At 67.6% G+C, this 24,987-nt stretch carries 24 protein-coding genes; 11 read left to right on the top strand and 13 right to left on the bottom strand.

Annotation, left to right across the window (positions count from 1 at the left end):
- Positions 1-127 precede the first annotated feature (127 nt).
- Entirely contained in the window at positions 128-940 is an 813-nt protein-coding gene (locus tag IB243_RS21270) for an IclR family transcriptional regulator (protein WP_057272646.1), read from the top strand.
- 24 nt (positions 941-964) lie between these two features.
- Here IB243_RS21270 and IB243_RS21265 read toward each other — a convergent pair whose 3' ends face one another.
- Positions 965-1,558, bottom strand: a complete 594-nt coding sequence (locus tag IB243_RS21265) for a Crp/Fnr family transcriptional regulator (protein WP_192429210.1) — start codon at positions 1,556-1,558, stop codon at positions 965-967.
- Positions 1,559-1,648: 90 nt separating this feature from the next.
- Here IB243_RS21265 and IB243_RS21260 point away from each other — a divergent pair, with 90 nt between their 5' ends.
- The 5 genes from IB243_RS21260 to IB243_RS21240 all read left to right on the top strand — a co-directional run bounded on the left by IB243_RS21260 (position 1,649) and on the right by IB243_RS21240 (position 6,255).
- Positions 1,649-2,134, top strand: a complete 486-nt coding sequence (locus tag IB243_RS21260; RefSeq protein WP_192429208.1) for an isoprenylcysteine carboxylmethyltransferase family protein — start codon at positions 1,649-1,651, stop codon at positions 2,132-2,134.
- Between the two features lie 113 nt (positions 2,135-2,247).
- Entirely contained in the window at positions 2,248-2,628 is a 381-nt protein-coding gene (locus IB243_RS21255) for a RidA family protein (protein WP_192429206.1), read from the top strand.
- A 3-nt stretch (positions 2,629-2,631) separates the two neighbouring features.
- Positions 2,632-3,096, top strand: a complete 465-nt coding sequence (locus IB243_RS21250) for a (2Fe-2S)-binding protein (protein ID WP_192429204.1) — start codon at positions 2,632-2,634, stop codon at positions 3,094-3,096.
- Positions 3,093-5,264 carry a molybdopterin cofactor-binding domain-containing protein gene (locus tag IB243_RS21245; protein ID WP_192429202.1) on the top strand — a complete coding sequence of 724 codons (2,172 nt, stop codon included), beginning with the start codon at positions 3,093-3,095 and terminating at the stop codon, positions 5,262-5,264. Before IB243_RS21250 ends, IB243_RS21245 begins: the two co-directional genes overlap by 4 nt.
- A 73-nt stretch (positions 5,265-5,337) precedes the next feature.
- On the top strand, positions 5,338-6,255 hold the full coding sequence (locus tag IB243_RS21240; protein ID WP_192429200.1) for a LysR substrate-binding domain-containing protein: 918 nt from the start codon (positions 5,338-5,340) through the stop codon (positions 6,253-6,255).
- A gap of 99 nt (positions 6,256-6,354) precedes the next feature.
- Here the strand turns inward: IB243_RS21240 and IB243_RS21235 are convergent, their stop codons facing one another.
- Both IB243_RS21235 and IB243_RS21230 read right to left on the bottom strand, forming a co-directional pair.
- Positions 6,355-7,668: an O-acetylhomoserine aminocarboxypropyltransferase/cysteine synthase family protein gene (locus IB243_RS21235; RefSeq protein WP_192429198.1), complete on the bottom strand. Its 1,314-nt coding sequence runs from the start codon at positions 7,666-7,668 to the stop codon at positions 6,355-6,357.
- A gap of 60 nt (positions 7,669-7,728) precedes the next feature.
- A complete protein-coding gene (locus tag IB243_RS21230) occupies positions 7,729-8,244 on the bottom strand; it encodes a CoA-binding protein (RefSeq protein ID WP_192429196.1) in 516 nt (171 codons plus the stop codon).
- 105 nt (positions 8,245-8,349) lie between these two features.
- Here IB243_RS21230 and IB243_RS21225 point away from each other — a divergent pair, with 105 nt between their 5' ends.
- Entirely contained in the window at positions 8,350-8,697 is a 348-nt protein-coding gene (locus IB243_RS21225; RefSeq protein WP_010466164.1) for a hypothetical protein, read from the top strand.
- 127 nt (positions 8,698-8,824) lie between these two features.
- Here IB243_RS21225 and IB243_RS21220 read toward each other — a convergent pair whose 3' ends face one another.
- From IB243_RS21220 to IB243_RS21200, 5 genes are all read right to left on the bottom strand, one after another.
- Complete coding sequence (locus tag IB243_RS21220; RefSeq protein ID WP_192429194.1) at positions 8,825-9,430, bottom strand: thioredoxin family protein; 606 nt, start codon at positions 9,428-9,430, stop codon at positions 8,825-8,827.
- 106 nt (positions 9,431-9,536) lie between these two features.
- Positions 9,537-10,379 carry a prolipoprotein diacylglyceryl transferase gene (lgt, locus tag IB243_RS21215; RefSeq protein WP_010466160.1) on the bottom strand — a complete coding sequence of 281 codons (843 nt, stop codon included), beginning with the start codon at positions 10,377-10,379 and terminating at the stop codon, positions 9,537-9,539.
- A 65-nt stretch (positions 10,380-10,444) separates the two neighbouring features.
- A complete protein-coding gene (locus IB243_RS21210; protein ID WP_192429192.1) occupies positions 10,445-12,688 on the bottom strand; it encodes a protein-disulfide reductase DsbD in 2,244 nt (747 codons plus the stop codon).
- Between the two features lie 292 nt (positions 12,689-12,980).
- The gene (locus tag IB243_RS21205) at positions 12,981-16,799 is read right to left on the bottom strand and encodes a DUF748 domain-containing protein (protein ID WP_192429190.1); all 3,819 of its coding nucleotides are present in this window, start codon (positions 16,797-16,799) and stop codon (positions 12,981-12,983) included.
- Positions 16,800-17,097: 298 nt separating this feature from the next.
- Positions 17,098-17,853, bottom strand: a complete 756-nt coding sequence (locus IB243_RS21200) for an alanyl-tRNA editing protein (protein WP_192429187.1) — start codon at positions 17,851-17,853, stop codon at positions 17,098-17,100.
- Positions 17,854-17,963: 110 nt separating this feature from the next.
- On the opposite strand from IB243_RS21200, the gene IB243_RS21195 reads away from it, so the two are divergent.
- The 4 genes from IB243_RS21195 (at position 17,964) to IB243_RS21180 (ending at position 20,831) form a co-directional block, all read left to right on the top strand.
- Entirely contained in the window at positions 17,964-18,323 is a 360-nt protein-coding gene (locus tag IB243_RS21195) for a hypothetical protein (protein WP_225585155.1), read from the top strand.
- A 31-nt stretch (positions 18,324-18,354) separates the two neighbouring features.
- Entirely contained in the window at positions 18,355-19,215 is an 861-nt protein-coding gene (locus IB243_RS21190) for a creatininase family protein (protein WP_192429186.1), read from the top strand.
- A 259-nt stretch (positions 19,216-19,474) separates the two neighbouring features.
- Positions 19,475-20,308, top strand: a complete 834-nt coding sequence (locus IB243_RS21185) for a transporter substrate-binding domain-containing protein (protein ID WP_192429184.1) — start codon at positions 19,475-19,477, stop codon at positions 20,306-20,308.
- A 64-nt stretch (positions 20,309-20,372) separates the two neighbouring features.
- Positions 20,373-20,831, top strand: coding sequence for an N-acetyltransferase family protein (locus IB243_RS21180; protein WP_370540373.1), 459 nt, complete (start codon positions 20,373-20,375; stop codon positions 20,829-20,831).
- 33 nt (positions 20,832-20,864) lie between these two features.
- On the opposite strand, the gene IB243_RS21175 is transcribed toward IB243_RS21180, so the two are convergent.
- The 5 genes from IB243_RS21175 to IB243_RS21155 form a co-directional block, all read right to left on the bottom strand.
- Entirely contained in the window at positions 20,865-21,536 is a 672-nt protein-coding gene (locus IB243_RS21175; RefSeq protein ID WP_192429181.1) for a histidine phosphatase family protein, read from the bottom strand.
- 96 nt (positions 21,537-21,632) lie between these two features.
- A complete protein-coding gene (locus tag IB243_RS21170) occupies positions 21,633-22,616 on the bottom strand; it encodes a threonine dehydratase (protein WP_192429179.1) in 984 nt (327 codons plus the stop codon).
- Positions 22,613-23,254 (bottom strand): LysE family translocator, encoded by a 642-nt coding sequence (locus IB243_RS21165; protein ID WP_192429177.1) that lies wholly within the window; start codon positions 23,252-23,254, stop codon positions 22,613-22,615. Before IB243_RS21165 ends, IB243_RS21170 begins: the two co-directional genes overlap by 4 nt.
- A 5-nt stretch (positions 23,255-23,259) precedes the next feature.
- Positions 23,260-23,973, bottom strand: a complete 714-nt coding sequence (locus IB243_RS21160; protein WP_370540372.1) for a VOC family protein — start codon at positions 23,971-23,973, stop codon at positions 23,260-23,262.
- A complete protein-coding gene (locus IB243_RS21155) occupies positions 23,970-24,845 on the bottom strand; it encodes a PhzF family phenazine biosynthesis protein (protein WP_192429175.1) in 876 nt (291 codons plus the stop codon). The genes IB243_RS21160 and IB243_RS21155 overlap by 4 nt, the downstream gene beginning before the upstream one ends.
- Positions 24,846-24,987: the final 142 nt, after the last annotated feature.

Genomic DNA, 24,987 nt, shown 5'->3' with positions numbered 1-24,987 from the left:
TGATGAATGCGTTTATCTAAACGGAATGTGTTGATGTTAGGCAAGAAATTTGTTTATGTCTAACGCATTTGTTTAGGTGAAAACCCGAAGGGCAAGGCGGTGCCATGGTGCGTGGACAATCGGGCCTATGGCCTCCACGACCCTCGACCTGCCCCATGCCGACGACGAAGACACGCCCCGCACCCCGCGCGGCATCCAGAGCGTGGAGGTGGGCGGGCAACTGCTGAAGGTGCTGGCGCGCACCGGCCGCCGCATGGCGCTCAAGGACCTGGCCCGCGCGGCCGACATGACGGCCGCCAAGGCCCACCCCTATCTGGTGAGCTTTGGCAAGCTCGGCCTGATCGAGCAGGACGCCGTGAGCGGCCATTACGGCCTGGGCCCCTTGGCCATGCAGCTGGGCCTCATCAGCCTGCAGCAGGTGGACCCCGTGCGCCTGGCGATCGCCGAGCTGCCCGCGCTGGCCCAGCGCATCGGCTACACCGTGTCGGCCTCGGTCTGGGGCGACAGTGGCCCCACCATCATTCGTGTGGAAGAAGGCCCCACCGCCGTGTATGTGGCCATGCGCCACGGCACCACGGCCTCGGTGCGGCATACGGCCACGGGCAAGGTGTTCGCGGCTTTCGGCCCGCGCGAGCGCGCTGCCGCCGCACTGGCGGCCGAAGGGTTTGCGGGCGCGCTGGATGAGCCCGCATTTGCGGCCGAACTGGAGGCCGTGCGCCAGCATCAGATCAGCGCAGTGACAGATCAGCTTTTGCCCGGCATCAGCGCGCTGGCCACGCCGGTGTTCGATGGGTTCGGGCAGCTGGTGCTGTGCATCGCCGTGATCGGCCCCAGCGCCACGCTGCAGACCGGGCCCGCGAGCCCGGCGGCGCAGCACCTGCGCGACACCGCGCGCAACCTGTCGCAGCGCCTGGGCGCCGCTCAGGGCGGCAACCCCTGAGCAGCCGCCTCTGAGCCGCTGTCGTCAGCCGCCGCGCAACATGCGCGCCTTGATGCGGCTGAGCGCCACCGGTGTCACGCGCACATAGCTGGCAATGTCGCGCTGGCGTACCTGGGTGGCGATCTGTGGGTGCTGCTGCAAGAAACGCCGGTAGCGCTCCTCGGGCGACAGCGTGAGCAACTCCATCTCGCGCTGTTCCTTGCGCTGGCCGTACAGGCGGTAGGCATTGCTCAGCGCACGTTGCCACAGGCTGTGGCGTGCGGCCAGCGCCTCCAGCGCTGCATGGTCGATCTGCTCCACCGTGCAGGGTCCGCCCTCGGCCAGGGCGGCATAGCTGGTCACGCCGCCCGGCTGCAGGGCCGTGAGACTGGCAAAACACAGGCCGGCGGGCGCAAACCCCTTGACCCAGGCGTCGCCCCCGGCTGTCTCGTACACCATCTTGATGAGCCCCCGGTTCACCACAAACACCCGGGGCTGCGCCTCGCCCGCGTGGAACAGCACCTCGCCCGGCTGCAGCTGCCGCACCTTGGTGGCGCTGGCCAGAGCCTCCCACTCTGGCAGCGGGGCCTGTGCCAGTTGCTCCAGCACCTCGCGGGTGGAATGAGAAAAGTGTGGCAAGGCAGGACTCCCTTAACCCAGGTTATCGCCAGCACCGCGCGCCATTGGCAGACTGCGGCCCATGTCTTGATTGTGTAAGGAGAAGTCGGAATGCAACGCTTGCTGCTGCCCCCTGTGGTCTGGTTTGCATCGGTGGGTGCGATGGTGATTCTGCAGCGTATCTGGCCCCTGGCCACGCTGCCCCCCGATGCCTGTGTGCTGGCCTGGATGGCTGGGGGCGTGCTGGTGCTGGCGGGCCTGGCCATTGCCCAGTGGCATGCCCGCCTGTTCAAGCGCATCGGCACCAACATCAACACCTTTGGCGAGCCGGGCACGCTCACCACGGCGGGCCTGTTTGCGTACACGCGCAACCCCATGTACCTGGGCATGCTGCTGGCCCTGGCAGGCGTGGCGCTGGCGCTGGGTGCCTTGTCGCCGTGGTTGCTGGTGCTGCATTTTTGTGCTCGCGCAGTGCTGGTACATCCCGCTGGAGGAGCGCAAGCTGGCGGCCTGTTTCGGGAGCCAGTATGCGGAGTACTGTCGGGATGTGCGGCGCTGGGTGTAGTCGCAGCGGGCCTGGGGCCCGCCGCGAAGTGACAGCTGGACAGCTGCCATGCGAAATACGGATGGGATGAGATCAGGAATCAGCATCCACATTGGGCTGGGCGTCTCCTCTAATCGCTCATGAATCTTCAAGCCCCAGAGGAAACATGCTGATAGCGCATACCCCAACCACTATCTTTGCCCCCATCGGGCCCTATGCCCAAGCCATCGAGGCCACCTCCGTCCGCCGCCTGTTGTTCATCAGCGGAACCATGGGCCTGGAGCCCGACGGCGCCCTGAGCCAGGGTTTTGAAGCGCAGGCCCACCGGGTGTGGTCCAACATCGATGCCACGCTCAAGGCCGCCGGCATGAATCACCGCAATCTTGCCAAGCTGACCATCTGGCTGGCCCACCGTGACGACTGGCGCCTGGGCGCAGAGATCCGCCAGCGCTATCTGGGTGACCACAAGGTCGCGATGTCGGTGGTGCAAGCGGGCCTTGTCAACCCGGACTGGTTGATCGAGGTCGATGCGATTGCGGTGGAGTAAGCCATGCCGAAATTTGAATTGAATGGCCGCCCGGTGGACATGGATGTGGCACCGGACATGCCGCTGCTCTGGGCTCTGCGCGATGTGGCGGGCCTGACGGGAACCAAGTTTGGCTGTGGCCTGGCTTTGTGCGGTGCCTGCACCGTGCACCTGGATGGCACCCCCGTCCGAGCCTGCCAGACCCCGGTGTCCGCCGCCGTGGGCAAGCGTGTCACCACCATCGAAGCGATCGGCGCCACCCCGGTGGGCCAGGCCGTGCAGAAGGCCTGGATCGCCGAGTCCGTGGTGCAGTGTGGCTATTGCCAGTCGGGCCAGATCATGTCGGCGTGCGCGCTTCTGAGCCAGGTGCCAAAACCGACGGATGCGCAGATCGATGCGGCGATGTCGGGCAACATCTGCCGCTGCGGCACGTACTCCCGCATCCGCATTGCGATACACCGCGCCGCCAGCACCGGGAGCGTGTCATGAGCGCCGCCACACCAGCGGTCTCCCGCCGCGTGTTCCTGGTTGCCGGAAGCGCCCTGGCCATTGGCGTGTCTCTGCAAGGCGGGCTTCCCGCACCGGTGCATGCGGCTCCCCCGTCGCCGCCGTTCGAGCCCAATGCCTTCATCCGCATTGATACCGATGGCACGGTCACCCTCACCATGGCCCGCGTCGAGATGGGCCAGGGGATCTACACCGCGCTCTCCATGCTCATTGCCGAGGAGCTGGAGGTCCCGCTCGCACGCGTGACGCTCCAGCATGCCCCGCCAGACACGGCCCGCTATGGCAACCCGCGCGCCGGTGGCGGGCAGATCACGGGCGGCTCCAATTCCATCATGGGCGCCTGGGAGCCCATGCGCACCGCAGGCGCTGCCGCCAGGTCGATGCTGGTGAGTGCGGCAGCGCAGGAGTGGGGCGTGGCTGTTTCGGAATGCACGGCGCGCGACGGCGTGGTACACCATTCCGGCAGCGGACGGCAGCTCAGCTATGGGCACTTGACCCGCAGCGCTGCCCGGTTGCCGTTGCCGCAGCAGGTGGCGCTCAAGCCGTCCGATGCATTCCGGCTGATCGGCAAACCCGTGCCACGCCTGGAAGCGCCGCAAAAGGTCAACGGTTCGACGGTCTACGGCATCGATGTGCGCCTGCCCGGCATGCGCTTCGCGGCCGTGGCCGCCAGCCCCGTGTTTGGTGGCACGCTGAAAGCGGTGGACGAACAACCCGCGCTGGCGCTGCCGGGAGTGCGGCAAGTGGTCCGCACTGCCACGGCCGTTGCGGTCGTGGCGGACCACACCTGGGCCGCCCGCCAGGGTCTCGCCGCATTGAAAATCGAGTGGGACAGCGGTGCCGGGGCCAGCGTTTCCACGGCCTTGCTTCGCCAGGCGCTGGAACAAGGCCTGAAACGCCAGGATGCCGCCGTGGCGCTTTCACAGGGTGACATCGAAGCCGTGATGAAGGCGGCCCCCACCCGGCACTCGGCGGTCTACCACTCGCCCTTCCTGGCCCATGCTGCCATGGAGCCGATCAACTGCACCGTCCATCTGCAGGTGGACGGCTGCGACGTGTGGGTGGGCACCCAGGCCCCAGTGCGGGCCCGGGATGCGGCTGTGCTCGCGTCGGGCCTGCCTGCGGACAAGATCCGCATCCACAACCACCTGATCGGAGGCGGCTTTGGCCGCCGGCTGGAGGCTGACTACGTCGAGCAGTCCGTGGCCCTGGCCAAACACGTCCAGGGACCGGTCCAGTTCATCTGGTCGCGCGAAGAAGACATCCAGCACGACATCCCGCGGCCCATGTATGCGGACCAGTTCCACGCCGCCATCGACGCGCAGGGGCGCCCCCTGGGCATTGCGCACCGGGTGGTGGGTTCCTCGATCCTGGGGCGGGTGGCCCCGGCCGCACTGCGCAACGGGGTGGATGGCGACGCTGTCGAAGCGGGGCTGGGGCCCTATGCATGGCCAGCCGCCAGGCTGGACTATGTGCGCCAGGAGCCCATGGCAGGATTGACGACGGGCTGGTGGCGCGGCGTGGGGCCCACGCACAACTGCTTTGTGGTCGAGAGCTTCGTGGACGAGCTTGCGGTGTTGGCACGCCACGATCCCGTGGCGTACCGCCTGGGCCTGCTGCCTGCCACATCGCGGGTGCGGGCGGTGCTGGAGCTTGTGGCGCAGAAGTCGCAGTGGCGCGAACCCTTGCGTCCTGCGAAGGATGCCGGCGAACCGGGTGCGCGCAGGGGACGCGGCGTGGCCGTGCTGGCTGCGTTCGGGAGCTTCATGGCACAGGTGGCCGAGGTCACCGTTCAACCCTCGGGCGACATCCGCGTGGATCGTGTGGTGTGTGCGGTGGACTGCGGCATGGTCGTCAATCCGGATACAGTCCAGGCTCAGGTGGACGGCAGCATCCAGTTTGGCGTGACCGCAGCGCTGTGGGGCGAGATCACCATCCAGGGTGGGCGTGTCGAGCAGAGCAATTTCCACGACTACCGGCTGCTGAGGCTCTCCGAAGCCCCCCGCGTGGACGTGCATGTGTTGCCCAGCACGCAGGCGCCTGGTGGTATTGGCGAGCCTGGCACGTCGGCCGTGATCGCAGCCGTGGCCAACGCGGTGGCTGCCGCGACCGGGCGGCGCCTGCGCAGCCTGCCGCTGCGGGTGGGTTGAGTCGGCCTGGGTCTGGAGCGCAGGTCGGGCCTGCGCGGCATTGTGGGAAGAAAGCGTTGACCAAGGCGAGCCGATGAGCGATATCACCATTGCGGCCCTGACGGCATTCAGGGCCGTCGCCCGATGCGGGAGTTTCACGGCAGCAGCCCGGGACCTGGCGTGCTCGCAGTCCGCCATCAGCCGCCATATCGCTGCGCTCGAGCACAGCACCCAGCAGACCCTGGTGCTGCGCGGGCATCGGCAAGTGAGGCTCACGGCTGCGGGCGAGATCTATCTGGAGACCGTGCATCGTGCGCTCGAAGAGCTGGAGCGCGGTGCGGCGCGCATGGCCCGCGGCACGCTGCGCTCGCGCACCGTGAAGATCCTGGCAATGCCCTCGTTCGCCGCACGCTGGCTGATACCCCGGCTGGCCCGACTGCATCTGGCGGGCATCCGCGCCGAGATCGAGCTGACGACGTCCATCTGGGACGCGGACTTCCGCAAGGAGCGTTTCGACATCGGCATTCACTATGGTGACGGTTCGCTGCCGGGTTCCAGGCTGCTGATGCACGACAGGCTGGTGCCCGTGATTTCCGGTCGGCTGGTGGGCGAGAGGCCGATCCAGGCGCTGGAAGACCTGCAGCGCTTCCCCTGGCTCCACGATTCGCTGCGCGGCAGCAAATGGCAGCAGTGGCTGTCGGCGTGTAACGCGACCCACCTCTCCAGCCCCACCCACATGAAGCTGCAGGGGACCGAAATCACGTTGACCGCCGCAGTCGCGGGCGTGGGGATCGCCATGGGACACGACGTGCTGGTGGCACACGATGTGGCGGAAGGCCGGCTGGTGGAGGCCTGGCCGTTTCACGTGCCGATGGCGGCAGGCTACCACCTGGTTCTGCCCAAGGGCGGCCGGGGCAACGAAGACGTGAAGGTGATGGCCGAATGGCTGCTGCGCGAGGCGAGTGCATTCACGGGCTCTATGCCGCGCGCTGCACGGGGTGAGAGCGGCTAAAAACTCAGCGAGCGGTTCTGGCTAGGCGCTGTGTCGCAGGCAGTACGCGTAGTGCGACAAGACACAGCAACGACGCCAGAAGCGTTTTGTTAGCCGCTCTTAGCGCGCCAGCGCCTGGTCGATGTCCCACAGGATATCGTCCAGATCCTCAATCCCCACCGACAGCCGCACCATGTCCGCGCTCACGCCTGCGCGGGCCAGCTCTTCTTCGCTCAGCTGGCGGTGGGTGGTTGATGCGGGGTGGATCACCAGCGTCTTGGCGTCGCCGATGTTGGCCAGGTGGCTCAGGAACTCGCAGGCGTCGATGAATTTCTCTCCGGCCGACGCACCGCCTTTGACGCCAAAAGTCAGGATGCCCGAGGCCCCGGGCGTGCCATCCACGGCACGGAACTGCTTTTGCGCCAGATCGAAATACGGCGAATCCACCAGACCGGGGTAGTTGACCCACGCCACCTGCGGATGGCTTTGCAGAAACTTCGCCACGGCCAGCGCATTGCGGCAGTGCTCGCGCATGCGCAGGTGCAGCGTTTCGGCGCCTTGCAGCAGCTGCCACGCGTTCATGGGCGACAGCACGCCGCCAAAGGTGCGGTTGACCTCCATGCGCGCCTTCATGGTGTAGCCGAAGTCGCCAAAGGTCTCGTAGAACTTCACGCCGTGGTAGGCGCGGCTGGGCTCCACCATCTCGGGGAACTTGCCGTTGTCCCACGGGAACTTGCCACCCTCCACCACCACGCCGCCCATGGTCGTGCCGTGGCCGCCGATGTACTTGGTGGCGCTGTGCACCACGATGTCGGCGCCCAGCGCCAGCGGGTTGCACAGGTAGGGGCTGGCCACCGTGTTGTCGATGATGAGTGGCACGCCGTGGGCATGCGCCACCTCGGCCACGGCGGCGATGTCAAGCACGTTGACCAGCGGGTTGCCGATGGTTTCGCCATACACGGCGCGGGTGTTGGGGCGCATGGCGCGTGCAAAGTTCTCGGGGGCGGCCGGGTCCACGAATGTGGTCTCAATACCCAGACGAGAGAAGCCCACGCCCAGCTGCCCCACCGTGCCGCCGTAGAGCGTGCTGGCCGCCACGATGTGGTCGCCGGTCTTCAGGATGGCCAGCAGCGCCGCCATCTGCGCGGCCATGCCGCTGGCACAGGCCAGGGCGGCGCGGCCGTTTTCGAGGCTTGCAATGCGCTCCTCGAACACCGCCACCGTGGGGTTGCTGATACGGCTGTAGACGTTGCCAAAGGTCTGCAGGTTGAACAGGCTGCTGGCGTGCTCGGCGTTGTCGAACACAAAGCTGGTCGTCTGGTGGATGGGCGTGGCACGCGCGCCGGTCACGGGGTCGGGCTGGGCGCCGGCGTGGATGGCGCGGGTGCCAAAACCGAAGTCGCGGTCGGCGCCGGAGGGGTGGTTGGAGGACATGATTTTGAGTGAAATTGTCCGCCAGCGCTTGATGGATAAGCGCTGGAAGCTATGAATTTGCTAGTAAGGCAGCTGCCGCAGGCGTTTGGCGCTGATGACGCGGGTGTTCACGCCCATCCAGCCCAGGCCGCCAAACAGCCGCGCGTGTTCGATCTTCACGCAGCGGTTTTCGATCACCTGGAGCCCGGCGGCCTCCGCCTGCAGGCGGGCGGCCTCATTGAACACGCCCAGCTGCAGCCACAGGCAGCGCGCGCCGATGGCAATCGCCTCCCCGGCCAGCGGCTGAATGTCCTCACTCTTGCGAAAGCAGTCCACCATGTCGATCCGTTCGCCCCGGGCCGCCAGCGCCTGGGCGGCATCGGCGACGCTGGCGTAGGCCGTCTCTCCCAGAATCTGCCCGCCCTCGCGTGCGACGAGCGGATTCACCGGCACGATGCGGTAGCCGTGCGCCTGCATGTATTTGGCCGCGAAATAGCTGGGCCTGTGCCATTGGGGCGACAGTCCCACCACCGCAAGGGTGCGGCAGTGCGTCAGAATATCGCGCAGGGTGCTGATGGTGTCGGGCGTGCGTTTCATACATGGCAGTGTATGGGGGCGAACTGCTGCGGCGCCAGAGCCCCGCGTTGTCCACCAACACTGCCATCAACACTGTGGCCCCGCCCCAGATTCCGAGGAGATCCCGTGCAGAACCCCCCACGCGCCCGCCGCGCCACTGGCCTTGTGGCCGCCGTTGCCCTGTCCACCATTGCCCTGAGCGCCTGCACACCGCCGCGCGCCCCCGATGTGCCCAAGGTCCAGCGTGTCACGACCTACGCCTGTGACCGTGGCCCCATGCTGGTGGTGCACTGGCCCGCCCAGCCCGATGGCCCGGCGCTGCTGGAGATGAACGGCCGCACCGTGCCGCTGCAGCCTGAGCGTGTGGTCACCGGCTTTGGGTACGGCGACGGTGGCACTTACATCCGTGGCCAGGGCAACACGATGTTCTTCCAGGCGCCCCGTGTGCTGCGCGTGAACTGTGTGGCGCGCTGAGCCGAGCCCGCCACACTCGTAAAAACTGGCGCGCTCCCCACACTAGTGCCACCGTGGAGCTGGCTCTGCCAGGCCACAGGTGGCGTCCCCCGCCGGGGGAAGGCGCGCAGCGCCTCAGGGGGGCTTCCTACTTGTACTTGATGCTGCAGCCATCAGGCTGTGTCGTCGCCGCCGAGATCGGCTTGCCCGCCAGCGCCTCCGACAGCCCCACCTTCACGTAGTTGGTGGCTTTCTCGATGTCGGCCGGCCGGGCCGAGGGGATGCTGTCGATGCCGCCCGCATAGACCAGCACGCCCTGCGGGTTGACGATGTACAGGTGCGGCGTGGTGCGCGCACCATAGCTTTTGCCCACGGTGCCTTCCTCGTCCATCAGCACGGCGGTGGGCACGGCCTTGCGTTCGGTGAGCCAGGCCGTGAGTTTGGCGGGCTCCAGGTAGTCGCTGCTGGCCTTCTCGGTGGAATTGACCGCCAGCCACACCACGTTCTGGCCAGTGGCATCCTTCTGTGTGGCGGGCATGTTGCCGCTGTCGTAGTGCTTGCGCACAAAGGGGCAGCCGGGGTTGGTCCATTCCAGCACCACGTGCTTGCCCTTGAAATCCGACAGGCGCACCGTCTTGCCGGTGGCGTCCTTGAGCGTGAAGTCGGGGGCGGGCTGGCCCACGGTGGCGGCGGCCTGGGCACCCAGCGCGATCAGGGCGGCGGTGGCGATCAACGTACGGCGAAGCAGCTTCATGGCAGGTCTCCTAGCGGTTGACGGGGGGCGAATTGTTCTGGCAATCAACAGGGCAGCGTGGAGGGGTGCTACTCGGCGCGCAATGACCGGGTGGCCCCTCAGACAATCAATTTGGACGGGGTCGAAGCTCGCCAGGGGGGACTCCTGGGCGGGCCTTGCTGTGTGCCCACAGCCCCACGCCCGCCGCGATCATCGGCAGGCACAGCCACTGCCCCATGCTCATGCCCAGCGACAGCAAGCCCAGGTGGGCATCCGGTTCTCGGAAATATTCGGCGATGAAGCGGAACACACCGTAGCCCACCAGGAAGGCGGCGGCCACCTGGCCCGGGCGGCGTTCTTTGCGCGCATACAGCCACAGCAGGATGAACAGCAGCAACCCTTCCATCAGAAACTGGTAGACCTGCGATGGATGGCGTGGCTGCAGCGAGCCGCTGTGCGCAAACACCATGCCCCAGGGCAGGTCCGGGCTTGCAACACGGCCCCACAGTTCGCCGTTGATGAAGTTGCCCACGCGCCCCGCAGCGAGGCCTGTGGGCACACAGGGCGCCACAAAGTCGGCCACCTGCAGCCAAGGGCGCTTGCGCGAATGCGCAAACCACAGCATGGCAACCACCACGCCCAGCAGGCCACCGTGGAACGACATGCCCGGGGTCCAGATCATCAGGATTTCCAGCGGATGGCTCAGGTAGTAGGCGGGCTTGTAGAACAGGCAGTAGCCCAGGCGCCCACCCACCACCACGCCCACCACGCCAAGGAAGAGGATGTCCTCCACATCCTTGCGTGACCAAGCGCCAGGGCCGCTGATGGAGGCGAACGGTGCGTGGTGCAGGCGCAGACGGCCCAGCAGCAGGAACAGCCCGAAGGCTGCGAGGTAGGTCAGGCCGTACCAGTGAACGGCCAGCGGTCCAAGCTGCAGCGCGACGGGGTCGATGGCGGGGTAAGTCAGCATGGGGCGGCGTTATGGCTGGGGGTTTTCAAATACATCGCATGCCGTGCGCTTGCAGTATTCCTGCCCTATAGCTGGGCAATGGTGGCGCGCACCTCGTCCACGCTGAGCACCTCGGTCAGCACCACGGGCGGCTTGCCGGCCCGGTAGAACACATACACGGGCACGCCGCTGCGGCCCAGCGCCGCCAGCGCGGCCGTGATGGCGGGGTCGCGGCGCGTCCAGTCGGCGCGCAGCAGGGCCACGTTTTTGGTCTGCAGGTCGGCGATCACGTCGGTGTTGGCCAGCGTGGTCTTCTTGTTGTACTGGCAGGTCACGCACCAGGCGGCGGTGAAGTCCACAAACACGGGGCGGCCCGTGGCCACGATCTGCTCGGCCGCGCCCGGTGCCCAGGGCTGCCAGCCGTTGGTGGATGCCTGGGGGCTGGTTGATGTGGTGGGCACGTTGGTGATATGCGGCGCAAAGGACCAGACCAGCAAGGCCATGGCCGCGACGGACACGGTGGCCATCCACACCCGGGCGCGGCCCGCCAGCGACAGCGCCCACACCACCAGCGACAGGCCCACCAGCAGGATCAGCAGCGCACCGGCGCCGTCGATGCCGCTTTGCTGGCCCAGCACCCACACCAGCCAGACCACGGTGGCCAGCATGGGGAAGGCCATGAGCTTGCGGAAGGTGTCCATCCACGCGCCGGGGCGCGGCAGTGCGCGGGCCACGGCGGGGATAAAACTGGCGGCCAGAAACGGCAGCGCCAGGCCCAGGCCCAGCGCCGCGAACACGGCCAGCGCCTGTGGCGCGGGCAGCGTGGCAGTGAGGCCGAGCGACGCGCCCATGAACGGTGCGGTGCAGGGCGATGCCACGGCAACAGCCAGTACTCCGGTGAGGAAACTGTCTGCCACCGGGTGGCGCGCCTGCAGGCTGGCCACCGAGGAGGGCAGGAAGTGCCCGAACTCGAACACGCCTGCCAGGTTGAGCGCGATCAGCGTGAACAGCGCCGCCAGTGATGCCACCACAGCCGGCGACTGCAGCTGAAAGCCCCACCCAACGGCCTCGCCCGCCGCGCGCAGGCCCAGCATGAGCGCGCCCAGCGCAATGAACGACAGCACCACGCCAGCGGTGTAAGCCATGCCACTCAGCCGGTGCGCTCTGCGGTCCTGCGCATGCTGGGTGAAGCCCACCACCTTGATCGCCAGCACAGGGAACACACAGGGCATGAGGTTGAGGATGAGGCCACCCAGCAAGGCTCCCAGCAACGCGGCCGTCAGCGTGAGCGACGATGCGCCCGAGCCCGCAGCCGATGTTGCCGCTCCCCCCGCTTGCGCTGCATTGGCTTTGAGCGCGGCCTCCAAGGCAGGCGATACGCTGGCCACCGAGGCTGCGGGAGGCCAGGTGCCCAGCACCTTCAGCTCGGCCCGGTAGCCCGTGCGGGTGTCGGGGCCGGCGCCGTGGCCTGGCGCTGCCTGCTCGGCCACCACAACGGGCATCAAGTTGGGGCTGGCGCTGCGCTGGGCCGAAAGGGGAATCTGCGCCGTCCATACGCTGCCATTCCAGGCCTGCTTCCAACTGACGGCGTTGTCGATGACCTCAGCGGTTTCGGGGAACAGGTCCAGCGTCTTGCCCCGCAGCGCCACGGGCAGGCCGTGCACGCTGACCTGCAGCGTATTGCCATCGGCAATCTGCGCCTGGCTGTCCGGCACGATGCCGGTGGTGCCCGCCAGCACCGGCCGGGGCTGTGCTTTGGCGGCGGCGTCGAACGCGGCACCGTTCAGCGCGGTGGTGCTGCGGATGGGCAGCTGCAGTGTGAACTCGCCCTCTTCGGGAATGCACTCCTTGCGGCACACCAGCCACGAGGCGCGCAGCTTGATGGTCGCGTCCTGCACCAGCGGGCCCGCCGCGAAGGTGCTGGCCACCGTGACGGGGATGGGCAACAGCACCGTGCCTTCATAGCCGTAGTTGGCCAGCGTGCCGATGGGGATCTTCCTGGGCAGGGGCCAGGCGATCTCGCCCGCGTCCAGGCCCGCGGGCAGCGTCCAGGCCAGATCCGTGGGCAGGCCGGAGTCGCCGGGGTTTTTCCAATAGGTATGCCACTCGGGCTGGTGGGTGATTTGCAGCCCCAGCCACAGCGGTTGGCCGGGCGCCACGCCCTGGGGCGCATGGGCCAGCAGCTCGGCACGCACATAGGGCGTGGTGACTACGCTGGTGCCTGGGGCACCGGATTTGGAGCCAAATTGGGCGCTAGCGCTTGTCCATAAAGCGCTGGCAGCTATCAAAAGCAGAGTAACTGCAAGGCGGTGGAGCAGGCGGTGGGGCATGGTTGCAGTGTGGGAGCGGGCGCAGCGCCGTTGGTTCCGGTGCTCGCCCGTCCATTCCAGTGAATCCGACATTGTGCGCGGGGACGCACCGCCCCCGGAAACTGTCGCCCCACGCGGGACACCCGTGTGGGACGCAGCGCAGCGGCCCAAGGGCCATCGCGCGCCGCCCCATGCTTGGAGCCCCTCGCCTTTTGAAACGGGCGCGCCCTGGGCGAGTGCACCCGTGGATCCGGCTTTGCCGGTCCATCGTGTGCGTCCCCCCCTGGGGGAAGCCGCGCAGCGGCTCAGGGGGCTACTGAGTAGTCAGGGTCAATTCCGCACGCGGCGTCCACTTTTCAGGCGGGTTGCCCGCCTTGGGGGCGGCCACAAACAGCCGCTCCACGGGCAGCTTCTGCGACACCAGATACGAACGGATGGCCTGGCCGCGCTGCGTGGCCAGATCAGCCGCCATGGCCTCGGTGGCCGGCTGGTTGGCCAGTAGCAGGGCTTCCATCTCGGGCACGGTGAGTTCCTTGGCCAGGCCGACCAGGTTGCGCGGCTTGGGCATGTCGGCGCGGCGGTACACCTCCTTGAGCAGGGCGGGGTATTCAGCCGCTGCCACGGGGGCGGTGTCCGCCGGGTTGGCGCGGCGCTTTTCGGCCAGCACCAGCTGCTGCACGCGTTCGCGCTGCAGGCCTTCGCGTTCCTCCTTGAGGCTGGCCATGCCCGTCACGGTGATCTTGAGGGTGGGGCGGTCGGTCAGGGCCTTGACCACCTTGCCCAGGTTCTGCTGCGCCTCGGGTGTGAGCGTGGCGCTGCCGGGGGCAAAGGGCACGTTGCTCATTTCGTCGCCACCGCCAAAGGCACTGGCCAGCAGGCTGAAGGGCGAGGTCAGCGCCTTGCCGATCAGGTTCACGATGATCTTGAAGATCACGGGGCCGACGCGGAACTGCGGGTCGTTGAGCGAACCGCTGATGGGCAGGTCCAGGTCGATCACCCCGTTGCGGTCGGCCAGCAGGGCCACGGCCAGTTTCACGGGCAGGCTGTTGGGTGCGCCTTCCACGGGTTCGCCAAAGGTCAGCTGGTTGAGCACCAGCCGGTTGCTGGCGGTGAGCTGGCCATTGGGCAGCACCTTGTAGTTCACGTCCACGCTGAGCTTGCCGCGTTCGATGCCATGGCCCGCGTACTTGACCGCGTACGGCGTCAGCGGTGGCAGCTCCAGGTCGCGCACCTTGCCCACGATGTCGAGCGCCAGGGGCTTGGCCAGCGGGTTGAGCTTGCCGGTGACTTCGAGCGACGCCGAGCCCTCGGCGCGGCCGCGCAGCTCCAGGTCGGCCAGCAGGGGCTCGCCGCCGGGGGCTTCGGACGAGAACGCGCTGAGCTTGCCGGTCAGCTCGGAGAGGTCGGCCGAGTAGTTGGGCTTGATGAAAAAGTCCGAAAACAGCACCTTGCCATTGACCAGACTCACCGGGCCAAACACCACCACAGGGGCCAGCGGGTCAGCCTGGGCCACGGCGGCCGGGGCGGTAGACGCTGCTGCGGCGGGGGCAGACGCTGCGGGCGCTGCGGCGGTCTGGGTGGCTGTAGGGGCGTTGGCGCTGGCTGCATTGGCGGCCTGGGCCTCGGCCGGGGTCTTGGCGATGTCGCTCAGGTTGATGCGGCCCGCTTCGTTGATCGTGATGCGGGCGAAAAAATCGACCAGGCTGGTCTCCTTGACCTCCACGCGCGGTGCGTTGCCGGGGGCGGTGGCCACGGAGAGGCCCCGCAGGTTCAGGCTCTTCCAGGCCAGCAGTTCCTCGCCCACCTGGGCTTCGGTCTTGGGGGTCGATGCGGCGGTGCTGTTGGCCTTGAGTTCTTCGACCACCGCATCGCCCGCCAGGCGCAGGCTGATGCCTTTGTCCGTTTGCGCCAGGGTCACCTGACCGCGATAGCCCACATCGGCGCGCAGCAGCTCCACCGCGAACTGGCTGGCCAGGTAGCCGTCCAGCGTGTGCAGGGGCAGGCGGGTGGCGTCGAGCTTGCCCTGGGTGGCCAGTGGCTGCAGCGCCAGCGTGCCCTGGTAGTCGAGCTTGCCCGGTGCTGTCTTGTTGTTACCGCCCTTGCCCGGCGCGGCTGCGCGGGCCGTGAGCTGGAAAGCCTCGGGCTTGCTGCCGTCGGTGGCCAGGTTGCGGGCGGTGATGCCCAGGGAGGTCACTTCCAGCGCCACGGGGCGCTGTTGCGCGTTGTCGGCCAGCGAGACGGTGCCGCCTTGCAGCGAGAAATCGGCCACGCGCAGCTTCCACGCTGGGGCGTTGGGGGCAGCAGATGGTGTGCTGCCTTGCATGGCGGGTGCCGTTTTCAGCCAGCGCTCGAACATCCAGCGCCCGTCCGCGCCCCGTTCCACCGCCAGTTGCGGCTGGCTGAGCGCCAGGCGCTCCAGCGTGGCGGTGCGCGCGTCCAGGGACACTTCAGCGCCCGCGATGTCGAGCTTGCCCAGGCTGGCCAAGGTGGTCTTGCCCTGCTTGACGGCCAGCTGCTCCAGCGCCAAGGGGCCTGCCTTGACCGTGACACCCGTGGCACCGGCCTGCGCGGCCTGTGGCGTAGGTGCTTGCCACACCACACCCACGTCGCCGGTGAGCTGGCCGGTCACCACGGGCTCCAGCGTCTGGGCCAGATAGGGGGCGGCCAGCTGCAGCGCCAGGGCGTTGAGGGTCGCGTTGACCTGTGCCTTCTGGTCGGTGGCTTCGCCGGTAAAGCTGAGCGTGCTGCCCTGCAGGTTGAGCCCGCCTTTGAAGGTGAAGGGCTTGGCATTCTCTTTGGCAAAGGGCACGGCGACGTCGGCCGCATCCAGCGTGACCTCGGTGGCCTGCAAGGCCGCTGCGGGGCGCGTGGTCTGGTCGGCCCAGCGCAGGGTGCCGCCGCGCACGGCGGCGGTGGCGACTTCCACCACCCAGGCGGGGGCGGCCTTGGCCTTGGCTTTGCTCGAGGAAGCGGGGGGGGCAGAGGCCGATGCTGCGCTGGCGCTGGCCTGTGGCGAAGACGCCGGTTCAGCAGAAGATGCAGGCGCCGCAGGTGTGGTGGTCTTGCCCTTGACCGGCGAGGGGGGCGGTGCGGGCGGAGCCAGTTGGGCGAGGTTGATCTGCCCGGCCGCATCGCGCGTGGCAGTCACCACGGGCGCCGTCAGCTCGATGTGCTGCAGGCGCACTACCTGGTCCAGCGGGCGCACATCGGCCATGTCGATTTTCAGGCGCTCGTAGCTCAGCAGGTCGGCGCCCTGGCGGTCGGTCATGCGCACCCCGCTGGCTTGCACGGTGCCGGTCAGCTTCACGGCCATGCGGGGGTGCTGTTCGAAGGCCACCTTCACATCCGCGTCCAGCGTGGCGCCCTGCACCCTGACGGGCAGGTCGGCCGGCAGGTAGGCCAGGTACGGTGCCAGATTCAGCCCGTCCAGGCGCAGCTGTGCATCGGCCTTGCCGGTCTGCGCAAACGGGGTGCCCTGGGCGGATGAGTCGAACCGGCTGCCATCGAGCGTGAACGCCAGGTGGGGTTCCACCTTCACCTCGCGCTGCGAGGGCAGGGTGCTGATGAAGGGTACCGTGAAGGCCAGCGCGCGCACTTGGTGGGTCTTGTCCACGGCCTGGTCGATGAAGTCGATGCTGCCGCCTGTCAGCGCCAGGTTGTACAGCGCCAGGCGCGCGGGGCCGGTGTCGGGCTCGCCCGTGGGCGCCGTGACCTTGGCGATGATGTCGTCCACGTCGTAGTGGCCGTCACCCAGGTGGGTGAGGCGCAGCACGGGGTTTTCGATGGTGAAGGCGTCCACCACGGGCGCCAGGCGCAGCAGCGATTGCAGCTCGCCATCGGCGTAGATCCGGCCAATCGTCAGCTGCGGGGGCGCACCTTTGGCGCCCGCCACGGCCACGTCGCGCAGTGCGAATTCCAGGCTCCAGGGCTGGAAGTCGATGCCCCCCACGGTGACTGTGCGGCCCAATTGCTCGGAGGCGATGCGCTCCAGCGGCCCCTTGACCAGGGGCGGGATAGCCAGCCAGGTGACCAGCCACAACACGATCAAACCTACCAGCGCGCGGACGGCGGGGCGGAACCAGCGGTGCTGGCGCAGGGAGGCAAACGAGACGGAGCGCAGAGAGATCGGCATGGCAGCAGGCAAAAGTGAGCGCCGCAGCCCCAGGACGCCTGGTGCAAGAAGTCCAAAAAAAGCCGCGCGCGCGGGCCGCTATTGTCCCCGTTGTGGGTCCGGCGGGGTAAGCCATTGCAACCGGGGGCTGCGGCGGCTCAAGATTGTTGACATTTGAGGGGCGTGCTCGTCACTGCACTCACTGGGCAAAGCCCAGCACCACCCTGCGGGTGGTGGTTGGTGCCAAGGCTTTTGGTGCGCACTCACTTGCGTTGCACGCAAATGAGTACACCCCAAAGAAAAGCGCTCTTCGCTTTGCTCACTGGGCAAAGCCCAGCACCACCCTGCGGGTGGTGGCGCTTTTCTTTTCAATCTTCGTCACCACGATGGCGCCGAGCTCCGACGTATTGGCCACATGCGTGCCGCCGCAAGGCTGCAGGTCGATCAGCGGTGCATCGTTGTCGCCCCCGATGCGGATGGTGCGGATGCGTCCGGTGCCACGCGGGGGCTGCACGCTCATGCTTTTGACCAGGGCAGGGTTGGCGTCCAGTTCTTCGTCGCTGATCGAGGCCACCGTGAGCGGGTGCGCGGCGGCCACCAGGATGGCGATGGCGGCGGTGAGGGCTTCCTTGTCGAGCGGGTCGGTCATCGCAAAGTCCAGCCGCGCGTAGTCGGGCGTGATGGAGCAGCCATTGACCAGCTGCGGAACCACATGGCACAGCAGGTGGGAGGTGGTGTGCAGGCGCATCATGCGGTGGCGGCGTTCCCAGTCGATGCGGGCGGTCACGGTGGTGCCCGCAGCGAGCTGGGCCACGCGGTCTTCCTGCCCCGGGGCGGGGACATGCACGATGTCGCTGGTGGCATGGCCTTCGGCGTCCTTGCCCTTGCGGGTGTCGGCGATGGCGATCTCGGTGCCATCGGCCAGCACCAGCACGCCGCTGTCACCGGCCTGGCCGCCGCCCAGCGGGTAGAACACCGTGCGGTCCAGCACGATGCCGCCGGTGTCGGTGATGGCGGTGATGTGCGCGTCGCACTCGCGCAGGTAGGCGTCTTGTCGGAAGAGGTCTTGGGTCATGCGGTGATGGTAGCGGGATGCGCGGCGGAGCGCGGCGGTGGGGCGGGCGCTATGCTGGGCCGCAGGGGTTTCTGCCACTCCATCCCACACCACTCTGCCCCCGGCTTTTTATGAATACGTCTTTGCGTTCATCACCGTTGTCACCTTCTCCGGCATCGATCTCGCGTGTGGCCGTCTGGGCGTCGCGCACGCTCGATGTGATGCTGCTGGGCCTGTGCGTGGTGCTGGTGGCGCTGTCGTACTACAGCTTCACGCTGTACTGTGAGAACTTTGGCTGCCTGGGCGTGGGGCTGCTTTGGATGGTGTGGGCGGTATTGGCCACCGTGGGGTGGGTGGGGGCGCTGGTGCTGCGCGCATGGCAGCGCCGCCGTGGTCTGTGCGGCAGGGCCAGCGGGCTGGCGTCCAGAGCGCTGCTGGTGATGGGCGTGGGGCATCTGTTGTACTGGCTGGGCAAGATGGCGCTGAAGTGACGCGTCCCTGAACAGGCCCTAACATCGCGGCATGACCGCTGCCGCCGCGCCCCAACCCTCCCCCCTCACCTTGCCCTCGCGCTTCTGGGCGGACCTGTCCACCCGCGACTTTGCCGCGCTGCAGCACAGCGGCCAGGCCGATCAGGTGGTCGCCGTGTTGCCGGTGGCGGCCGTCGAACAGCATGGCCCGCACCTTCCGCTGTCGGTGGATGCCACCTTGCTGCAGGGTGTGATCGATGCCGCGCTGCCGCAAATGACCGCCGACCTGCCCGTGCTCTTTTTGCCCCCGCAGAACGTGGGCCTGAGCCCGGAGCACATCCGCTTTCCGGGCACGCTCACGCTCTCGCCCGCCACCGTGATCGCGCTGTGGACGGAGATTGGCGAGTGTGTGGCCCGCGCGGGCGTCAAGAAGCTGCTGCTGTTCAACGGCCACGGCGGCCAGGTCAGCGTGATGGACATCGTGGCGCGCGAGCTGCGCACGCGCTGCGACCTCATCGTCTACAGCGCCAGCTGGTTCAGCTTGCCTCTGCCCGACGCGGTAGCCGGCCAGTTCAGCGGCGAGGAGCACCGCTTTGGCATCCACGCGGGCGAGATCGAGACGTCGATGATGCTGCACCTCGCGCCCGCCTCGGTGCACATGGAGCATGCGCGGGATTTCCGCTCCACGTCGCAGGACCGGTCGAAGCGCTACGCCATTCTGGGCAACGGCAAAAGCGCCAAGCTGGGCTGGCAGATGCAGGACTATCACCCGGCGGGTGCCGTGGGCAATGCGGCAGGAGCCACGGCGGACAAGGGGCGGGCGGTGGTAGATGCTGCGGCAGGGCAACTGGTGGCGCTGCTGCAGGAGCTGGCGGACCTGCCGTTGCATACGGTGCGCGCCCACACGGAATAAGGCGCGCCGGGGCACCGGCTGGAAGGGCTGCAGAGCGGGCACAGCGGCCATGCTCCCAATTGGTGAAAAAACCGGAATCTGCACTCGCTTGGTGCATCGCAAGCGTGGCAGGCGCGATGAAGCTGGCGCGATGAAGCTGGCGTGGTGTGCAGGGGTGGTGTGCAGGGGTGGTGTGCAGGGGTGGTGTGCAGGGGTGGACGGCTGGGCACAAGAGTTGCATACAACGATTGCATGCCTTTACTTCGCCTTCATCGTCCCCATGACTGAGCCTCTCTCCGCACCACTCACGCGCCGACACGGGCTCCTTTGGGCCTGCGGGGTGAGTTCGCTGGCATTTGCCCGGCAGCTTCACGCCGCGCCACCTGCCGCCGCCGAGGCGCAGGACCAGTTGGCCCGCATCCAGGCGTCGCGCGTGCTGCGCGTTGCCGTGCCGCAGGACTTCCCGCCCTTTGGTTTTACGCAGCACGGCGAGTTGCTCGGCTTCGACATCTCGATTGCCAAGATGCTGGCTGCGGACCTCGGTGTGGTGGTCAAGCTGATCCCCGTGGCCAGCGCAGACCGGATTCCTGCCTTGTTGGAGGACCGGGCTGACCTGATCGTCTCCAGCCTGGGCAAGACACCCGAGCGCGAAAAGAGCATCGATTTTTCCACCACCTACGCGCCCACCTACCTGGGCGTTTTTGGCCAGCAGGCCTGGAGCCAGGAAGAACTGGCCAAGCAAAACGGCCTTCGTTTGGGCGTTGCCCAGGGCAGCCTGGAGGAGACCCTGGCCAAGGCCCTGCTGCCCCAGGCGCAGGTGCAGCTTTTCAAGGGCAGCGCCCCGCTCCTTGCGGCCTATACGGCGCGTGAAATCGACGTCTTTGCCGGTGGCAATGTGCTGGTGGAGTCGATCACCGACAACTTCGTGCGCGTCAAGGTGCGCCGCCTGGCCGTGCTCAAGGAGAGCCCGTGCTACATCGGACTGCGCAAGAACGAACCCCGGCTCAAGGCGCGCGTGGACAAGTTCCTGGTCGATGTGAAGACCTCTGGCGCGCTGATGGTCAATGCGACGAAATGGTTCCGCCAGAGCTTCTCGCCCGACATGTTCAAGTAGGGGCACTGCCCTGCACAAGCTTGCGTTTGTTCGATGATGGTGTGCGCGGCTTAGGATGCGCTCCATGATCCGACGCGCCCTGTTTCCCGCCGACCTTCCCGCGGTCACCGCCATCTTCCGGGAGTACGTTCACAGCCCGACGGCCGATCTGGGTTTTCAGGACTATGAGCAGGAGTTCGCCCAACTACCGGGTAAATATGCGGAGCCTGACGGTTGCATCCTTCTGGCAATAGTTGACGGCGGCGTGGCGGGGTGTGCGGCGCTGCGCCGTGTGGACGGGCCCAGTTGCGAGCTCAAGCGCGTGTACGTGCGGCCCGCAGCGCGAGGGATGGACCTCGGGCGGCAACTGGTGCAGCGAATGCTGGAGGTGGCGCGGCAGGCCGGCTATGCACGCATGTGCCTGGACGTGTTGCCCGAATTCGTCGCGGCCCAGAGGCTGTACGAATCCTTGGGCTTTGTGCCGGCAGAGCCCGTGAGCTTCAACCCCGTGCCGGGCACGAAGTTCCTCGCACTCGCACTGTAGGCCGGCGGGAACCGTCCCCCGGGCGTGTCGCGGTCAGGCGTGCGTGATCCAGTCCAGGTGCGGGCCTTCGTTCAGGTGCGGCAGCGTGTTGAAGGTCTGCATCATCAGCCGCTTGGGCGCGATAGAGAACTCCGTCACTGCGCTGTTGCGGATGCGCATGTTCAGCGCAATCGTCACCTCCGGCGCCGTGCCCAGCACCTCGCCCACGGCGGCCGAGATGGGGCCGCCGCTGCTCACCACCAGCACGTTGTGGTCCGCGTGATGGTGGCGCACATGGTCCAGCGTGGCGCGGATGCCGGCCGCAAACTCGTTCCAGCTGGGCATGCCCTGCGGGCTGATGACGCCGGCCATCCACTGCGCCAGCGCATCGCACAGGATGCGAAAGTGCTGGCGGTACTTCTCGGGCGTGTCGGCGGGGCCCAGGGGTTGGGGGTGGATGGCGGCAATCAGCGCGTGGCTGTCGTATTCGTTGAGGGCCGGCAGTTGCAGCACCTCGGGCGCAATCTGCAGACCTTCGGCAATGCCCTGCAGCGTCTGCGTGTGGCGGCGCAATGTGCCGGTGATGACCGCGTCAAACCGCAGGCCGCGCGCACGCCAGTATTCGCCCAGCCGCACCGCCTGCTCGCGGCCGCGCGGGCTCAGCTGGTCATAGTCGTCGGCGCCAAACGAGGCCTGGCCATGGCGCACGAGGTAGAGGGTTCCCATGCGGCGGATTGTGGCCAAAACAATGCCCTGGCGATTGTCACACAAGCGACCAATGCTACTCAATTAATAGCAAATGGCCTTTTGGTCGCAAGGGCCTCAGCCCGCCAGCGCGTCGCTGAACATCGGTGCGTCGACGTTGCCTCCTGTCAACGCCAGGCCCACGACCTGGCCTTTCAGCTGCGCGCGCTCCTGCATCGCCGCCGCCAGCGCTGCAGCACCCGCGCCCTCGGCCACGTTGTGCGTATCCGTGAACAGGGCGCGCATGGCCGCCGCCACCTCGTCGTCGCTGACCTGCACGATGTGGTCGATGTGCGGGGCCATGATGGCCAGCGCGTCGGCGTCGGCCACGCGGCAGGCCATGCCGTCGGCCAGGCGGGTGGTCACGGGGGCTTCGACCACGTGGCCGGCGGCCAGCGAGTCCGCATACGTGGTGGCATGGCTGCTGACTACGCCCACGATGCGCACGCTGTGGCCCAGCGCCAGCTTGGCCGCGATGGCTGAACACGCGCCCGAGCCCTGGCCGATCGGCACGTACACCACGTCCATCTGCGGCACGGCGCGCAGGAACTCCCACCAGTAGGTGCTCACCCCGCGCAGCAGGTCGGGGTGGAAGCTGGGCACCATGTGTGCGCCGCGCTCGGCGGCCAGGGCCATGGCGAATTCGCGCGCCTCCTGAAAGTCCGCGCCGTGCTCGATCAGCTTGACGCCCAGGGCGCGCATGGCGGCGTTTTTCTCGACCGAGTTGCCCTGCGGCACGACGATGGTGCAGGCCACGCCATGGCTGCGTGCCGCCCAGCCCATGCTTTGGCCGTGGTTGCCGCGCGTGGCGCTGATGACCTCGGTGGGCAGGGCTCCACGCAGCGCGAGCTGGTCGAAATAGGTCAGGCCGCCCCGGATCTTGAACGCGCCCACAGGCGTGTGGTTTTCGTGCTTGAGCCAGCAGTCGGTGCCTAGGCGCTGGCTGAGCAGGCCCCAGCGGTACTGGGGCGTGGCGGCGAAGTCGCGGTACACCACCTCGGCAGCGGCTTCGATGTCGGCCAGGGTGGGCAGCAGTGCGGTGGGGTCGAGGCGGGTGTTCATGCGGCGGCTTTCTTTTCGGTGAGGAGGCGCAGGGCCAGCAGACCCAGGACGGTGCCCATGAAATAGCGCTGGGCGCGCATCCATGCGGCGTTGCGGTTCAGGAACAGCGCCACGCGGGCGGCGCACAGGATGAGCAGCGTGTTGACGGCTGCGCTGGTGGTGATCTGCACGGCACCCAGCGTCAGGCTCTGCAGCAGCAACTGGCCGCGCTCGGGGTGGAGGAACTGGGGGAAGAACGACAGGTAGAACATGGCCACCTTGGGGTTCAAGAGGTTGGTCATGAAGCCCATGAGGAACAGTGTGCGCGGGCTGTCGTGCGGCAGGTTGCGGGCTTCGAACGGCGCGTTGCCGCCGGGTTTGACGGCCTGCCATGCCATCCACAGCAGATACGCGGCACCGGCGTAGCGGATGGCGTCGAAGGCCACGGGCACGGCGGCCAGCAGCGCCGTCAGGCCCAGGGCAGCCGCCAGCAGGTGCACGACAAAACCCAGCACCACCCCGGTCAGCGAGATGAGCCCGGCGCGCGGCCCCTGGGTGAGGCTGCGCGAGACGCAGTACACCATGTTGGGGCCGGGCGTGAGCACCAGCACGAGGGCGGCGAGTGCGAAAAGCAGCAGTTCCTGTACAGAGAAAAGCATGGCGGTTACTCCTGGGGGGTGAACGACGAGAGGGTGACCGGGCCCCGTGGCGTGCTGAGCTGCGCGGTGAGCCGGGGCGTGTTGCCGGGTGTGATGGCGACGGAGTTTGCTACCCCCACGGCTTCGCACGCGGCCTGCAGCGTGGCGGCCTGCGGATGCTGCAGCGCGAGCTGCTGCAGTTGCACACCACTGGCGGGCAGGCTGCTGCACGGGTGCACGTCGCCCCACTGGATGAGGGTGGGCAGGCAGCCGTCCATGAGGCGCAGGCCGTCGTCGCGCACGGTGATCTGCCATTGCAGCAGGCCATTCGGCGTAGGGCGGCTGGCGGTGACGATGGCGCCGCGCTCGATGTCCCGCGCCACCAGCGCGGCACACCGCTCGGCCACGTCGGGCACGCTGGCCACCCAGTGGATCAGCTGTGGGCCGTGTTGTGCCACCTGTTGTCGCAAGGCAGCATCATCCATATCAAACCAGCGGCTGGCGCTTTCTGGTATTGCGGGAGCAGCTCCTTTGTTGATAGCAATTATTTCCAGGTAGGCGCGCGGGTGGGTGGGGCCGGAGACATTGAAGATGCGGTTGTGCGTGCCCATCAGAGGGTGTTCACCGCCCGCTGTGGGGGTGATGCCCAGCGTGCGTTCGCACCAGGCTACGCCGCTGGCCAGGTCGGCGGCCAACACGACCAGATGGTCTACGCACGGGGCCAAGGGGCTCGCTGTCACAGCAGCACCTCGCCCGACACGCAGGTGACCGAACTGCCGCCCACCCAGATCGTGTCGCCGTCCTGCTCCACATAGACGCGCCCGGCGCGGCCCAGGCAGGTGCCCTGGCTGGCCACGTATTTTGTGGGGGCCAGGCCCGCGCCGATGAGCCACTGGGCCAGCGCGGCGTTCAGGCTGCCGGTGACGGGGTCTTCGGCCAGGCCGTTGTTGCCGGGGAAAAAGGCGCGCACTTCAAAGGCGATGCCTTCGGCGTCGGTGCTGCCGATGACACCGACCTTTCCGCGCGGTCCGACCACGCCCACATCCAGCTGGCCCAGGATGCTGGCGTCGGGCTTGAGCGCCAGCACCTGTTCGCTGCTGCGCAGCATCACACCGCGCCAGTTGGGGCCGTTGTCGCACCAGGCGTGGTGCAGGATGTCGCTGCGGTCCACCCCCAGACCCCGGGCAATCAAGGCCACGTCGTCTTCCGCCAGCGGGCCACTTTTGATCAACGCAGGCGCGGCAAAAGCCAGGCGGTCGCCGTCCTGGCGCAGCGCGACCAGGCCCACGCCGCATTCCTGCACCACCTTGCCGGCCACCTGGGGCTGGCCCCCGGCCTGCAGCCAGGCGTGGCAGCTGCCCAGCGTGGGGTGGCCGGCAAAGGGCAGTTCGCGCCCGGGGCAGAAGATACGCACGCGGTAGTCGGCACCGGCGGCGCGGCCTTGCGAGGTGGGTGGGAGCAAGAAGGTGGCTTCTGACAGGTTGGTCCAGTTCGTGAACTCCTGCATGGCTTCGGTGGACAGGCCCGTGCCGTCCAGCACCACGGCCAGTGGGTTGCCCCGGTAGGCCTGGGCGGTGAAAACATCGACTTGTTTGAAGGGGCGTTGTTGCATGGTGGTCAGGGTCCTTGAAGCAAAAAAGCGGTGAAACGGGCGGTGGATCGGTCGAGCTGGGCACGCCGGGGGCTGACCGGGGGTCTGGAGTTCTTGGGCTTGTGTTCGGTGGGCACCTGGGAGGAAGGAGTCCGCCGGGGTG

Source organism: Acidovorax sp. ACV01 (genome assembly GCF_014851495.1).
GTDB classification, from domain to species: Bacteria; Pseudomonadota; Gammaproteobacteria; order Burkholderiales; family Burkholderiaceae_C; genus Acidovorax; species Acidovorax radicis.
The sequence above is the reverse complement of the archived record's forward strand: the minus strand, read 5'-3'. Positions and strand labels throughout refer to the sequence as shown.

What these genes read in the sequence shown, in the direction of transcription:
- IB243_RS21270 (WP_057272646.1), top strand. Translation starts at nt 128, where the DNA reads ATGGCCTCCACGACCCTCGACCTGCCCCATGCCGACGACGAAGACACG.
- IB243_RS21260 (WP_192429208.1), top strand. Translation starts at nt 1,649, where the DNA reads ATGCAACGCTTGCTGCTGCCCCCTGTGGTCTGGTTTGCATCGGTGGGT.
- IB243_RS21255 (WP_192429206.1), top strand. Translation starts at nt 2,248, where the DNA reads ATGCTGATAGCGCATACCCCAACCACTATCTTTGCCCCCATCGGGCCC.
- IB243_RS21250 (WP_192429204.1), top strand. Translation starts at nt 2,632, where the DNA reads ATGCCGAAATTTGAATTGAATGGCCGCCCGGTGGACATGGATGTGGCA.
- IB243_RS21245 (WP_192429202.1), top strand. Translation starts at nt 3,093, where the DNA reads ATGAGCGCCGCCACACCAGCGGTCTCCCGCCGCGTGTTCCTGGTTGCC.
- IB243_RS21240 (WP_192429200.1), top strand. Translation starts at nt 5,338, where the DNA reads ATGAGCGATATCACCATTGCGGCCCTGACGGCATTCAGGGCCGTCGCC.
- IB243_RS21235 (WP_192429198.1), bottom strand. Translation starts at nt 7,668, where the DNA reads ATGTCCTCCAACCACCCCTCCGGCGCCGACCGCGACTTCGGTTTTGGC.
- IB243_RS21230 (WP_192429196.1), bottom strand. Translation starts at nt 8,244, where the DNA reads ATGAAACGCACGCCCGACACCATCAGCACCCTGCGCGATATTCTGACG.
- IB243_RS21220 (WP_192429194.1), bottom strand. Translation starts at nt 9,430, where the DNA reads ATGAAGCTGCTTCGCCGTACGTTGATCGCCACCGCCGCCCTGATCGCG.
- lgt (WP_010466160.1), bottom strand. Translation starts at nt 10,379, where the DNA reads ATGCTGACTTACCCCGCCATCGACCCCGTCGCGCTGCAGCTTGGACCG.
- IB243_RS21210 (WP_192429192.1), bottom strand. Translation starts at nt 12,688, where the DNA reads ATGCCCCACCGCCTGCTCCACCGCCTTGCAGTTACTCTGCTTTTGATA.
- IB243_RS21205 (WP_192429190.1), bottom strand. Translation starts at nt 16,799, where the DNA reads ATGCCGATCTCTCTGCGCTCCGTCTCGTTTGCCTCCCTGCGCCAGCAC.
- IB243_RS21200 (WP_192429187.1), bottom strand. Translation starts at nt 17,853, where the DNA reads ATGACCCAAGACCTCTTCCGACAAGACGCCTACCTGCGCGAGTGCGAC.
- IB243_RS21195 (WP_225585155.1), top strand. Translation starts at nt 17,964, where the DNA reads ATGAATACGTCTTTGCGTTCATCACCGTTGTCACCTTCTCCGGCATCG.
- IB243_RS21190 (WP_192429186.1), top strand. Translation starts at nt 18,355, where the DNA reads ATGACCGCTGCCGCCGCGCCCCAACCCTCCCCCCTCACCTTGCCCTCG.
- IB243_RS21185 (WP_192429184.1), top strand. Translation starts at nt 19,475, where the DNA reads ATGACTGAGCCTCTCTCCGCACCACTCACGCGCCGACACGGGCTCCTT.
- IB243_RS21180 (WP_370540373.1), top strand. Translation starts at nt 20,373, where the DNA reads ATGATCCGACGCGCCCTGTTTCCCGCCGACCTTCCCGCGGTCACCGCC.
- IB243_RS21175 (WP_192429181.1), bottom strand. Translation starts at nt 21,536, where the DNA reads ATGGGAACCCTCTACCTCGTGCGCCATGGCCAGGCCTCGTTTGGCGCC.
- IB243_RS21170 (WP_192429179.1), bottom strand. Translation starts at nt 22,616, where the DNA reads ATGAACACCCGCCTCGACCCCACCGCACTGCTGCCCACCCTGGCCGAC.
- IB243_RS21165 (WP_192429177.1), bottom strand. Translation starts at nt 23,254, where the DNA reads ATGCTTTTCTCTGTACAGGAACTGCTGCTTTTCGCACTCGCCGCCCTC.
- IB243_RS21155 (WP_192429175.1), bottom strand. Translation starts at nt 24,845, where the DNA reads ATGCAACAACGCCCCTTCAAACAAGTCGATGTTTTCACCGCCCAGGCC.